Below are 12,370 nucleotides of genomic sequence, written 5' to 3' on the forward strand. Positions count from 1 at the left end.
CATCACCTCAACCGGCAACCAGCGCGTCGAACTGGCGGATCCAGCCGTCGCGGTTCTTGTTGATCGCGACCCAGTCCGGATAGACCATGGTCTTGATCTGGTCGCGGGTGACATAGGCTTCGATGCCTGGCGTCAGCGCCACGTCCTTGTTGGTCGGGAACATCTCGGTGGGCGGCTCCTTGAGCAGGTCCTGGGCGGCCTTGGAGATCGCGGCATCCATATAGGCATAGGCCGCGTCGAGATTGGCCGTGCCCTTGGTCAGGTGGATATTGACGGGGGCTGCCGGCGAGCCGGTTTCGGGTTGGACGAACTCGGCGTTGAGGCCGAGGCTCTTCAGGCGGGCAACATTGCCGGTCGAGCACATGAAAACGGCGATTTCACCCTGCTGGAACAGCGTCATCTGGTGGTTGGTGCTGTCGACCACGCCCTTCAGATGCTCCGGATGATCCTTGAACAGCTTGAAGACGGCGTCCATGTCGTTCGGGCCGGAACCGAAGATCTTGGCGATCTCGGTATAGGCCATGACGGCGGTGTTCGAGGCAAAGCCGGTCCAGGAAACCTTGCCGCTATAGGCCGGGTTTTCGAAGAGATCGCGATATCCCTTCGGCTTCGGAACGAGATCGGGATTGTAGGCGATGCCGTTGACCTCGATGGTCACGGTCGGGCCGTACTCGCCCTGGAAGGACGGATCGAGCATGCCCCAGTTCTTGAGCTTGCTCGGATCGATCTTCTGGATGAGATCCTTCTCGATGGCGACGGCCATCTGGCCAGGCGACATCAGCAGCGTGTCATAGGGCGGGTTGCCGGGGCTCGCCATGATCTTGGCAAGCTGGTCCTGCGCCATCGCCGGGGCAATGGTCAGGTCATAGCCTGCATCCTTGACCATCGGCGTCAGCACAGTGCGGTAGGCATCTTCCCAGCTGCCCGGGAAAGTGGCGGCAACGGCTCCGCCGCCGGCAGCGCGGGCGGCAAATGGAAGCATGGCCGATGCGGCAACACCGGCCGCCAGGAAACCGAACCCACGACGGGTAATCTGAAAGTCCTTCATCACGTTCACCTCTGTTGAATTGTTTCTTCACTCATGATTTCCGGTTCGGCCGGAAAGGCGTGACACCTTGCGGTGTCGATCTCGGCAAATAGCTGCGTTCCCGGTTCGGGAATGAATGTGGTGGGGCCTCTGACCTCGGAGGCGCGCAGGCCCGTTCCGTCTTCCAGAACAAGGTCATGGACGAGGGAGGGGCCGAGCGGCACCGAAACCGTCATGCGAACCGGCAGGGTGCTCTCGCTCGGCTGCGTCGACAGGCGAACCTCTTCCGGCCGGAAGGTGATCGTGACCTTCGAGCCGAGGGTGAAGTTCAGCCGGCGCGGCAGGAGCAGGGTCCGGTCATCGGCAAGGCCGATCAGCGTGCTGTCGGCATCGAGGCGCAGCACCGTTCCGTTGAGCAGGTTTGCCTGGCCGATGAAGGTGTTGACGAAAAGCGTCTTCGGGCGATCGTAGACGGTCATCGGCGTGTCGATCTGCTCGACATTGCCCTTGTTCATCAGCACCAGGCGGTTTGCGAGGCTCTGGGCCTCCTCCTGGTCATGCGTGACGATCAGCGTCGTGATGCCGAGCGTCTTCTGGAGGTGCAGCAGTTCCACTTGCAGATCGAAACGCAGGGCGCGATCGAGCGCGCCGAAGGGTTCGTCGAGAAGCAGAAGGGAAGGTCGCCCGGCGATGGCGCGGGCGACGGCGACGCGCTGCTGCTGGCCGCCGGAAAGTTCCCGCGGCAGGCGGTTGCCGTAATCCTTGAGCCTGACGAGAGACAGCATCTCCTCGACGCGCGCCTTGCGCTCAGTGCGAGGAAGCTTCTGGCAGGCGAGCGGATAGGCGATGTTTTCTGCGACCGTCAGATGCGGAAACAAAGCATAGTTCTGAAAGACCATGCCGACGCCGCGCGAGCGGGCCGAGACATTGGCGAGGTCCTGATCTCCCAGCTCAATCCTGCCGGTCTTCGGCTGGATCAGCCCGGCAATGGCGCGCAGCACGGTCGACTTGCCGCAGCCGCTCGGCCCGAGCAGGGCAACGATCTCGCCGGCCTCGATATCGAAGGCCACGTCGCTGATGGCATTCTGGCCGCCATAGCTGTGTGTGAGGCCCTGAACGCTGAGCCGTTTGCGTTCAGCTGTATTCGGTATGCCTGGCATAGGGCCTCCCTGGTTCTGGGTCGAGGTCACGGATTGCTGCGCGGTCTCCGGCACAAGACGGAGATGCGGTCCGGCGAGAAATTTTGCGTCGAGCTTGTTCATGAGAAACGAATTGCAAGCGGCGTGCCAGTTTTGCCGTTCGTCGTTGCCGACGCTGACAAGTATATGAAAATAAACTGATATTTTTGACTTATAAAGTTTCGAAAGTTTGTAATAATAATCATTCGATTTGAAATTCGCATTTACTTTTTGTATAAATTTTCGCCAGTGCCGTATATTAAATGGGCATAAGATGGAAGTAGCCACGGCCCCTGAGCGGGCGATCAATCGCCGAAAAGCGCGGGTTTTGGCCTCTGAATAGGTGTTTTTGGGTCTTGGGGGCGAATGAGACTGTCAAAAATGATGCGGCGGGGCCTGGAGCGTAAAAATTGTGCATTCTATGTTCGAAACTTTATGCGAATTATAGTTCGAAACTTTCTCCGAAATATCGTCATCAACAAAAATCCTAGTGATATCAGATAATTATTGATCAAGAACTGCAAGTGGCACGGCGATTGCATGGATGATCCCGAGAATTCACCGGTACCAAAATGAAGGGGATCACATGATGCGCATCCAGAAAATCTTGAAGGCCGGAGTTGCCGGAGCGATGGTCACTTTGATCGCGGCCTCTGCTTACGCTGCCGGCGGTGCCGCCGAGAAGATGACGGCCGACGCCGATGTCGCCAAGCTCCCCGGTGTCGTCCTCACCCAGAAACTGGCCGACGGGCTGCCGCCCTCCATCAAGTCATCGGGTGTGCTGAAGGTCGCGACCGACCTGACACCGCCGATCAGCTTTCATGGCGAAGACGGCAAGCTGATCGGCATCGATGCCGATATCGCTGCCGCACTCGGTGTCATCCTGGGTGTCGATGTTGAGATGACCGATGTCGGCGCGGGTGCGGCCATCGTGCCCTCCATATTGGCGAAGCGCTTCGACATCTCGATCTCGGGGATCAACGACGATCCGGAGCTGGAAAAGCAGGTCGACGTCATCGACTATATGTATGACGCGACGACGATCATGACGATCAAGGACAATCCTCTCGCCATCAAGGGCATGGAGGATCTGTGCGGCAAGAAGGTCGCCGTTCCCGTCGGTACCTTCCAGGCAAGGATGGTCGAGGCGGCATCGGCCAAATGCGCGACCCCGGTCAACATCATGTCGATCCCGAAAATGCCGGATGTGCTGCAGGCCGTCCGCACCGGGAGGGCTGACGCCACGGTCAACGGTTACGCCACCAGCGTCTACACCACCGAACACCAGACCGGAAACGGCAAGGGCCTGCAGGCGCTGCCGGATATCCGCCTTGCCGTCGGTTATCTCGGCATGCTGACGGCCAAGGACAATCCGCAGCTGCGCGACAGCGTCGTTGCCGCCTTGCAGCAGATGGTGGACTCCGGCGCCTACGAGACCATCATGAAGAAGTGGAGCCTCGGACCGCTGGCCGTGAAGACCGTCAAGGTCAACGATGCCGCCAGCATGCCTGCGGATTGACGCCGATGGCCTTGTTTCAAGCGTCACCCATATCGCTCTCCCTTGCGCCATCGGTCGGAAGACCGATGCGTTGGGGGCAGATCGCAACCGGTGCCATCGCGATTTCAGCGCTGGCCTTCTTCTCGCTCGTCGTCGGGCAGAGCCAGAGCATCCAGTGGTCCGAGATCCCTCGCTATCTGGTGGATCCTTCGATCTTGCGTGGCGTGCTGCTGACGCTTGAACTGACGGCAGGCGCCATGATGTTCGGCATCGTGCTTGGATGCCTGCTGGCGCTGATGGCGACGAGCCAGAACCCGGTTCTCAAGGTGATCGCCGCCGGCTTCGTCTGGTGGTTTCGCGGCGTGCCGTTGATTGTCCAGATCTTCTTCTGGTTCAATATCGCCCTCTTCATCCCGCAGGTCGGGATGGGAAGCTTCACCATTTCGATCAACGATCTGGTGACGCCGGCCTTGGCCGGCTTCCTCGCACTCGGACTGCACGAAGCCGCGAACATGTCGGAGATCATCCGCGGTGGCCTGATTGCGGTCGATCGCGGCCAGCGCGAAGCGGCCACGGCGCTCGGGCTGAAAAAGACACAGACTTTTTTCACCGTCATCATGCCCCAGGCTACGCGTATCATCGTGCCGCCGACGGGGAACCAGGCCATCGGCATGCTGAAGGCCAGCGCCATCGTCTCGGTCATCGGCATGCAGGATCTGCTGACGCAGGCCCAGGCGATCTACGCCAGGAACTTCCTCGTCATCGAACTGCTGTTCGTCGCCTCGATCTGGTACCTCGCCATCACAAGCGTCGCATCCATAGGCCAGCACTATCTCGAAAAGAGTCTCGTTCCGAAAGGCCGGACAGCAGAGAAGCCTCGCGCCCCCGGACGGGCGTGATCGCGGATCCATCGACGTGAATTGAGATCAACAACGAAGGGGTCGCCAGTGCAGCGCGCCCCATCAGGAAACAGCAGAGGAGCATCACATGAAATTGGGAATCGACAGCATAAAGCTGCCCGAGGCAAAGAAGCGGGGGCCTTTGGCAAGCCTCGATCACGTCAAGGAACTTGGGCTCGCAGGCATTTTCTTCAGTACGGCGCTGGACATGAGCCCTGACCTCGACAGCGGCCTGCTGCGCGAGATCAGGGCGAAGGCCGACGACCTTGGCCTCTATCTCGAAAGCGGCATCGGCAAGATCAATCCCTATTGCAGCGCCGAGGAACCGGCACTCCGGGCCGCCGGCGGCGGCGATATCATTGCCGGTTTCACACGCATGATCGAGGCAAGTGCCGCAATCGGCTGCCATGAGCTCTGGGTCGCTCCGGGCAATTTCAAGGGCGAATATCGCGGCCGGCTGGCCAATGACCGCTTCCGCACCGATGTGACCTGGGAAGAGCAGTTGCTCGGGATCGAAAAGGTCCTCCGCAAGCTGGCGCCCGTCGCCCGCGCCAACGGCGCGCACATGAACATCGAAACCCATGACGAGATCACCTCCTTCGAGATCCTGCGATTGATCGAGAGGGTCGGCGCCGATTGCGTCGGCGTCGTCTTCGACACGGCCAACGGACTGCAGCGGGGCGAGCATCCGGTCTTCGCCGCCAAGCGCCTGGCTGCCTATATCCGCCAGACCCATATCAAGGATGCCTATGTCGGGCGCGCTCCAGGTGGTCTCGATTTCCAGACCAGACCCGTTGGCGGCGGCATCGTCGATTTTGCTGCGATCCTCCCCATTCTTGCGGAGGCCAACCCGACGCTGAACCTGTCGCTGGAGGTTGCCCAGTCTGTCGCCGACAAGCCGCGCAAGGCCAATCCGCGCCAGTGCATCGAGATCGACGATCCTATCTGGCGCGCCGGCCACCCCGACCTGACGGCGGATGAGCTAGCGGCCTATATGGCGATGGTGGATGCCTATGAGAAACGGGTCGCCTCCGGGGCCGTTCTCGACTGGGAGACCTATGAGAGCAGCCGCTACGGCTATCCGACCTATGAGGTGCAATCCTACGGTTTCGACGAGGCAATCGCTTTCATCCGGCAGTCGGCGCGTCATGTCGAGACGGTTTGCGCCGAAAAGGGCCTTGCCCTGTCCGTGCCGGAAAAGAAGCAGAAAGCGGCTTGAGTCCCGAGGCGGTGCCGGCGTTTTTCCGCCGGCACCGCCTATCGAAATGCTGGTGCCGGAATTATTTACGCAAAAATATTCTTATGGAAATAATTACGGCGCTTGGATATCTGGTGATCAATCGAATCCACGCCGAGCCGCCAGAGGCAATTTGGAGACTGCAATGAGGAAGATGCGCCGTCAGAGTGCCAAAGTGATGACAGCGGCCAATGGGCCGGTGGAAAGCACCGATACCAATGACGATGTTTCGGAACGCATCCGCTCCACGCTTGCCGCCGCCATCGGCGAGGGTGCGCTGAAGCCCGGCACCAAAATCCTGGAGGAAGCGATCGCCGAGCATTTCGGTGTCAGCCGAACGGTGGTGCGTGGGGCGCTCGGCGTGCTTGAAAGCGACCACCTGCTGGAGCGGAAGAGAAACCGCGGCACTTTCGTTGCCGAGCCGAGCGTCGAGCAGGCCAAGAGCCTTTTCGAGGCGCGCCGGAAGATCGAGGGCCTGCTGCTCGAACTGGTGATCGCCCGCGTCACGCCGGAGCAACTGGATGCGCTGCAGAAGCTGACGGATGAAGAAGAGCACATCCACCACCACGGCGACGAAAAGTCGAAGACGGTTCTGTCCGGCAAGTTCCACATCGTGCTTGCCGAAATCGCCGGCAACCCGGTGCTGACCGAAGTGCTCGCCAAGATCGTTGCTCGGCTTTCCCTCGTCATGTCCTTATACGAAGAGGACCGCAAGGACGACTGCGGCGCGGACCACCATCGCATGATCGTTGCCGCCCTGAAGGAGAAGAACCTCGCCAAGGCGCAACAACTGATGGACCACCATCTCGCCGACATCGAGGGTCGCGTGCGCCTGACCGAAGGGCAGGGCGACCGGCACACATTCCTGGCCGTGCTGGAGAATTTTTCCTGACGGAGACCCGCGCGCATCGGATGACGAGTTCCATCGCGCGGGTGTGGGGCTTTCCTGCCGCTTGAGATTACTCCAGCAGTCCAATCATCTGACCGCCATGCTTGCGACCAGATCGCTGAACCTCTCTCCCTGAATGCCGACATGCGTCCGCAGCAGGCGGCGGGCTTCATCTCCGTCTCCGGCAAAGATCGCGTCGACGATGGCGCAATGTTCTGAGAAGGACGTCGACAGACGGTTGCGCACGCGCAGCTGGAGGCGGCGATAAGGCCGCAGGCGCCGGTGCAACTGCACACATTGCTCCTCGAGGAATTCGCTTCGGCCGGCCGCATAGATGGCCTTATGGAATTCCTCATTGTCGTAATAATAGGCATCGCTGTCACCGGCAGAGGCTGATTGCCCGCAGCGGCTGTGGGTGGCCGTGATCGCTTCCCGGGAGGCCTTGTCCAGCCGTCGTGCGGCGAGCGACCCGGCCAGGCCCTCCAATTCGGCCATCACCTCGAACATCTCGTAGACGCGGTGCGGCCCCGGATCGATGACGATTGCGCCTCTGCGCGGTCGAATTTCGATGAGGCCGATCGCATCGAGCTGCATCAGCGCCTCACGGACAGGCGTGCGGGAGACCCCGAAACGCGTCGCAAGCACTGTTTCGTCGAGCCGCTCACCGGGGGAGAACTCGTTGGAAAGAATTGAATTTTCAATCTCATCGCGAAGCCATCGGCCGACATTCTCGGACATTCGTTTCAATTCCCTCATACATAAAAGCACTTCTTGTATACACGATCATTGACCTCGTGTACGAAGAGTGGCATTCTACATACTACCGGTGAAACCCGACGATGGGAAGCAGCCGTCAAAAACGGTCCGCACCCAGCCGACCCAACAGAAAATACCAGCAGAAGAGAGGAGAATGGCATGTCTGAGGCTTCCTTCTTCACCGACATGCTGCAGAGCATCACGGATCGCGGACGCCAGCTTCTGTTTTCCGGCTCGCGCGCCACGCAGGTCGCAGCCAAGGCCGATCTCCAGACACTCTGTGAAACGCTGCTGTCGAGCCGGGGCGAAGCCTCGGGCATGGCGCTTGCTGCCGAGATACTCGATCGCTGGGGCGCGCTCGAGAGCGAGGGCGCGCAGGCATTCCTCGATATGCTGCATGAAAAGTTCGGCCCCGACACGGCCAAGCTCGACCAGGCGATTGAAAATTACCGCACCGACAAAAGCTCTGCCGCGATCATTGCTCTCCACCAGGCAGCCGAGCCGCGGCGACAGGAGCTTCTGCGCCGATTGAATCACGCGCCGAACGGCACCGCCAAGCTTGTCCGGATGCGTGAGCAGCTGCTTGCTTCCAAAGACCAATCCGCAGGATATCACGCGCTTGACGCCGACTTCACGCATCTGTTCGGCTCCTGGTTCAATCGCGGCTTTCTCACGCTGCGACCCATCGACTGGTCGACGCCGGCCTATATCCTTGAAAAGATCATCAAATACGAGGCCGTGCACGAAATCGCCGGCTGGGAGGAGTTGCGCAGTCGTTTGGCACCGGCCGACCGCCGATGCTTTGCCTTCTTCCACCCCCGATTGGCAGACGAGCCGCTGGTGTTCGTCGAGGTGGCGCTGACACGATCGGTGCCGAGGGCGATCGGAGATGTGCTGGTCGAGGGCAGGGAGCAGATCAATGCCGACGAGGCGACGACGGCTGTCTTCTATTCGATCTCCAACTGCCAGGATGGCTTGCGTGGGATCTCGTTCGGCAACTTCCTGATCAAACAGGTCGTGGAAGACCTGCGCAGAGACCTGCCTGGCCTGAAGAATTTCGTCACGCTGTCGCCCGTTCCAGGCTTTGCCCGTTGGCTTGCCAAGGCGCGTGCCTCGGCCACCGATCGGTTCTTATCCGAAACGGCCCGCGAAACGCTGATGCTGCTGGACGATCCGAACTGGCCTGACAACGAGAAGATGGCGACGGAAGTGGAGCGCGTGTTGCTGCCTCTTGCGGCGCGCTATTTCCTGACCGAACGGACGCCGGAGGGCCGCCCGGTCGATCCTGTCGCCCGCTTCCATCTCGGCAACGGCGCTCGACTGGAAAGACTGAATTTTCTTGGCGACCGCTCGACCAAGGCGATGCAGCAGGCACACGGCCTGATGGTCAACTACCTCTACAAGCTCGATGACATCGTGGCCAACCATGAGGCTCTGGCGCAGCGCGGCGAAGTGATTGCCTCGCCTGCCGTCAAGAGCTTGCTCAACCAGAACGACGAAGGCCGCGGTAGCGGCAATGGCCAGCAAGGCTCCCGGCCATTCGCAAACATAATGAACTCAACGCTTGGAGGAGGGCGAAAGTGAGCAACCATCTTTTCGACGCCATGCGGGCTGCCGCGCCCGGTGACGCACCGTTCATCCGGATCGATAACGCGCGCACATGGACCTATGATGACGCGATCGCTCTTTCCGGCCGTATTGCCGGCGCGATGGACGCGCTCGGCATTCGCCCCGGCGACCGGGTGGCGGTGCAGGTCGAGAAAAGTGCCGAGGCGTTGATCCTCTATCTCGCCTGTCTTCGAACCGGCGCCGTCTACCTGCCGCTCAACACCGCCTATACGCTGGCTGAGCTCGATTACTTTATCGGCGATGCGGAGCCGCGTTTGGTGGTGGTTGCGCCGGCGGCTCGAGGCGGCGTGGAGACAATCGCCAAGCGCCACGGCGCGATCGTCGAAACGCTCGATGCTGATGGCCGCGGCTCATTGCTGGATCTCGCACGCGATGAGCCGGCCGACTTTGTCGATGCCTCGCGTTCCGCGGATGATCTGGCCGCGATCCTCTACACGTCGGGAACGACCGGACGCTCCAAGGGGGCGATGCTCACGCATGGGAACCTGCTCTCGAACGCCCTGACCTTGCGAGACTATTGGCGCGTCACCGCTGACGATCGGCTGATCCATGCCTTGCCGATCTTCCACACGCATGGGCTGTTCGTCGCCACGAACGTCACACTGCTTGCCGGCGCCTCGATGTTCCTGCTGTCGAAATTCGACGCCGACGAGGTCGTTTCACTGATGCCACAGGCAACTATGCTGATGGGCGTGCCGACCTTCTACGTGCGCCTCCTGCAAAGCCCGCGCCTCGAAAAAGGGGCGGTCGCCAGCATCCGCCTCTTCATTTCCGGTTCGGCTCCCCTGCTGGCCGAAACCCATGCCGAGTTCCATGCGCGTACCGGTCACGCCATTCTCGAGCGCTACGGCATGACGGAAACCAATATGAACACGTCCAACCCCTATGAGGGCAAACGGATTGCCGGAACGGTTGGTTTCCCGCTGCCTGATGTGACGGTGCGCGTCACCGATCCCGCCACCGGGCTCGTGCTGCCACCTGAAGAGACGGGCATGATCGAGATCAAGGGACCGAACGTCTTCAAGGGCTATTGGCGCATGCCGGAAAAGACCGCGGCCGAATTCACCGCCGACGGTTTCTTCATCAGCGGCGATCTCGGCAAGATCGACCGGGAAGGTTATGTCCACATCGTCGGTCGCGGCAAGGATCTGGTGATCTCGGGTGGATACAACATCTATCCGAAAGAGGTCGAAGGCGAGATCGACCAGATCGAGGGTGTGGTTGAGAGCGCTGTGATCGGTGTGCCGCATCCCGATTTCGGAGAAGGCGTAACGGCTGTCGTCGTATGTAAGCCCGGCGCCGTCCTCGATGAAAAGACCATCGTCAGCGCCCTCCAGGACCGTCTCGCCCGCTACAAACAACCCAAGCGCATCATCTTCGCCGACGACCTGCCGCGCAACACTATGGGTAAGGTTCAGAAGAATATCCTGCGGCAGCAATACGCCGATCTTTATACCAGGAGGTAAGGCGGCTGCGCCCTCTGGGAGGAGGGTGCGTCGACATCCCGCATCAATCTTGAACACAACAACTACGGCGCTGGAGGCGTCGGAGGGAGGGGAATCATGGGTATTGAACTATTGGCCATAGGCCTGCTGGTCGCCATGTTCATCATTGCGACGATCCAGCCGATCAACATGGGTGCGCTCGCCTTTGCCGGCGCCTTCGTGCTCGGCTCGATGATCATCGGGATGAAAACCAGCGATATTTTTGCCGGCTTTCCGAGTGATCTGTTCCTGACGCTCGTCGCCGTCACCTACCTTTTCGCCATAGCGCAGATCAACGGCACGATCGACTGGCTCGTCGAATGTGCCGTCCGCCTGGTGCGCGGGCGGATCGGCTTGATTCCCTGGGTGATGTTCCTGGTCGCCGCCATCATTACCGGTTTCGGTGCGCTTGGGCCTGCCGCGGTCGCCATTCTCGCACCCGTCGCGTTGAGCTTTGCCGTGCAGTACCGCATCCACCCGGTCATGATGGGCCTCATGGTGATCCACGGCGCGCAGGCGGGCGGCTTTTCGCCGATCAGCATCTATGGCGGTATCACCAACCAGATCGTTGCGAAGGCCGGCCTGCCTTTCGCGCCGACCTCGCTGTTTCTCTCCAGCTTCTTCTTCAACCTGGCGATCGCGGTGCTGGTCTTCTTCGTTTTCGGCGGCGCAAAGGTGATGAAGCAGGATCCCGCATCACTTGGCCCCTTGCCCGAACTCCACCCCGAGGGCGTATCGGAGTCGATCAGAGGTCACGGCGGCACGCCGGCAAAACCGATCAGGGAGCATGCCTATGGTACGGCGGCCGATACCGCGACGACATTGCGCCTGAACAATGAGAGAATTACCACCTTGATCGGCCTGACGGCGCTCGGCATCGGCGCCCTGGTTTTCAAGTTCAACGTCGGCCTCGTCGCCATGACCGTGGCCGTCGCGCTGGCGCTGCTGTCACCGAAGACTCAGAAGGCAGCAATCGACAAGGTCAGCTGGTCGACCGTGCTGCTGATATCAGGCATCATCACCTATGTCGGCGTCATGGAGAAGGCCGGGACTGTCGACTACGTGGCGAACGGCATATCCAGTCTCGGCATGCCGCTGCTGGTGGCGCTCCTGCTTTGCTTTACCGGCGCCATCGTCTCGGCCTTTGCATCCTCGACCGCGCTGCTCGGCGCGATCATCCCGCTTGCCGTTCCATTCCTCCTGCAAGGACACGTCAGCGCCATCGGCGTGGTCGCGGCGATCGCGATCTCGACGACGATCGTCGATACCAGCCCATTTTCCACCAACGGCGCGCTTGTCGTCGCCAATGCGCCGGATGACAGGCGAGAACAGGTGCTGCGACAGTTGCTGATCTACAGCGCGCTGATCGCGATCATCGGCCCGATCGTCGCCTGGTTGGTGTTCGTCGTGTCCGGGCTGGTGTGACGACCGGCTGCCAGGAACCATCGCTTTCCGCCGCAGGTCATGGCCGGCGGCGGCCAACGAAGCGGACCCGATCTCCTTTCGAAACCGAAATCGCGCCGTTTCGAATTCGTCCGACATGGATTTTCGGACCCTGGAGGTCCTGCAGGATGCCGATCGGTCTTTCCGCTTCTCTTTCCAATGCGCGGATCGATCTGAAGACGGCCGCATGATCCTCGTGTGAACCGTGGCTGAAGTTGAGGCGAAACGTGTCGACGCCCGTTTCGAATAGCGACTTCAGCATTTCGGGAGACGCGCTTGCGGGCCCGACAGTCGCCACGATCTTGGCCCTGCGATTGCGATGCATCGGAA

Annotated in this window: 10 protein-coding genes and 1 pseudogene; 7 read left to right on the top strand and 4 right to left on the bottom strand. The window is 60.6% G+C overall.

Features of this window, described 5'->3' with window-relative positions:
- Window positions 1-7: 7 nt before the first annotated feature.
- Together RL_RS05115 and RL_RS05120 are read right to left on the bottom strand one after the other, a co-directional pair.
- Window positions 8-1,057, bottom strand: a complete 1,050-nt coding sequence (locus tag RL_RS05115) for an ABC transporter substrate-binding protein (protein WP_011650721.1) — start codon at window positions 1,055-1,057, stop codon at window positions 8-10.
- Window positions 1,054-2,289, bottom strand: a complete 1,236-nt coding sequence (locus RL_RS05120) for an ABC transporter ATP-binding protein (protein ID WP_011650722.1) — start codon at window positions 2,287-2,289, stop codon at window positions 1,054-1,056. Before RL_RS05120 ends, RL_RS05115 begins: the two co-directional genes overlap by 4 nt.
- Window positions 2,290-2,791: 502 nt before the next feature.
- On the opposite strand from RL_RS05120, the gene RL_RS05125 reads away from it, so the two are divergent.
- The 4 genes from RL_RS05125 to RL_RS05140 all read left to right on the top strand — a co-directional run bounded on the left by RL_RS05125 (window position 2,792) and on the right by RL_RS05140 (window position 6,731).
- Window positions 2,792-3,724, top strand: coding sequence for an ABC transporter substrate-binding protein (locus RL_RS05125; protein ID WP_020048733.1), 933 nt, complete (start codon window positions 2,792-2,794; stop codon window positions 3,722-3,724).
- Between the two features lie 5 nt (window positions 3,725-3,729).
- Window positions 3,730-4,602, top strand: coding sequence for an amino acid ABC transporter permease (locus RL_RS05130; protein WP_011650724.1), 873 nt, complete (start codon window positions 3,730-3,732; stop codon window positions 4,600-4,602).
- Between the two features lie 88 nt (window positions 4,603-4,690).
- The gene (locus RL_RS05135; RefSeq protein WP_011650725.1) at window positions 4,691-5,821 is read left to right on the top strand and encodes a sugar phosphate isomerase/epimerase family protein; all 1,131 of its coding nucleotides are present in this window, start codon (window positions 4,691-4,693) and stop codon (window positions 5,819-5,821) included.
- 163 nt (window positions 5,822-5,984) lie between these two features.
- Entirely contained in the window at window positions 5,985-6,731 is a 747-nt protein-coding gene (locus RL_RS05140) for a GntR family transcriptional regulator (protein ID WP_011650726.1), read from the top strand.
- Between the two features lie 84 nt (window positions 6,732-6,815).
- On the opposite strand, the gene RL_RS05145 is transcribed toward RL_RS05140, so the two are convergent.
- Window positions 6,816-7,466, bottom strand: coding sequence for a GntR family transcriptional regulator (locus RL_RS05145; protein ID WP_041936185.1), 651 nt, complete (start codon window positions 7,464-7,466; stop codon window positions 6,816-6,818).
- Window positions 7,467-7,643: 177 nt separating this feature from the next.
- Between RL_RS05145 and RL_RS05150 the strand changes: the two genes are divergently transcribed.
- From RL_RS05150 to RL_RS05160, 3 genes are all read left to right on the top strand, one after another.
- The gene (locus tag RL_RS05150) at window positions 7,644-9,068 is read left to right on the top strand and encodes a malonyl-CoA decarboxylase (protein WP_011650728.1); all 1,425 of its coding nucleotides are present in this window, start codon (window positions 7,644-7,646) and stop codon (window positions 9,066-9,068) included.
- Complete coding sequence (locus RL_RS05155) at window positions 9,065-10,579, top strand: malonate--CoA ligase (RefSeq protein ID WP_011650729.1); 1,515 nt, start codon at window positions 9,065-9,067, stop codon at window positions 10,577-10,579. Before RL_RS05150 ends, RL_RS05155 begins: the two co-directional genes overlap by 4 nt.
- A gap of 96 nt (window positions 10,580-10,675) precedes the next feature.
- Window positions 10,676-12,022 carry an SLC13 family permease gene (locus RL_RS05160; protein ID WP_011650730.1) on the top strand — a complete coding sequence of 449 codons (1,347 nt, stop codon included), beginning with the start codon at window positions 10,676-10,678 and terminating at the stop codon, window positions 12,020-12,022.
- Between the two features lie 55 nt (window positions 12,023-12,077).
- On the opposite strand, the pseudogene RL_RS05165 reads toward RL_RS05160, so the two are convergent.
- Window positions 12,078-12,365: pseudogene (locus RL_RS05165) on the bottom strand (pyruvate kinase); the annotation flags it as partial.
- Between the last annotated feature and the right edge of the window lie 5 nt (window positions 12,366-12,370).

Source organism: Rhizobium johnstonii 3841, from assembly GCF_000009265.1.
Taxonomy (GTDB): domain Bacteria; phylum Pseudomonadota; class Alphaproteobacteria; order Rhizobiales; family Rhizobiaceae; genus Rhizobium; species Rhizobium acaciae.

What these genes read in the sequence shown, in the direction of transcription:
- RL_RS05120 (WP_011650722.1), bottom strand. Translation starts at nt 2,289, where the DNA reads ATGAACAAGCTCGACGCAAAATTTCTCGCCGGACCGCATCTCCGTCTT.
- RL_RS05125 (WP_020048733.1), top strand. Translation starts at nt 2,792, where the DNA reads ATGATGCGCATCCAGAAAATCTTGAAGGCCGGAGTTGCCGGAGCGATG.
- RL_RS05130 (WP_011650724.1), top strand. Translation starts at nt 3,730, where the DNA reads ATGGCCTTGTTTCAAGCGTCACCCATATCGCTCTCCCTTGCGCCATCG.
- RL_RS05135 (WP_011650725.1), top strand. Translation starts at nt 4,691, where the DNA reads ATGAAATTGGGAATCGACAGCATAAAGCTGCCCGAGGCAAAGAAGCGG.
- RL_RS05140 (WP_011650726.1), top strand. Translation starts at nt 5,985, where the DNA reads ATGAGGAAGATGCGCCGTCAGAGTGCCAAAGTGATGACAGCGGCCAAT.
- RL_RS05145 (WP_041936185.1), bottom strand. Translation starts at nt 7,466, where the DNA reads ATGTCCGAGAATGTCGGCCGATGGCTTCGCGATGAGATTGAAAATTCA.
- RL_RS05150 (WP_011650728.1), top strand. Translation starts at nt 7,644, where the DNA reads ATGTCTGAGGCTTCCTTCTTCACCGACATGCTGCAGAGCATCACGGAT.
- RL_RS05160 (WP_011650730.1), top strand. Translation starts at nt 10,676, where the DNA reads ATGGGTATTGAACTATTGGCCATAGGCCTGCTGGTCGCCATGTTCATC.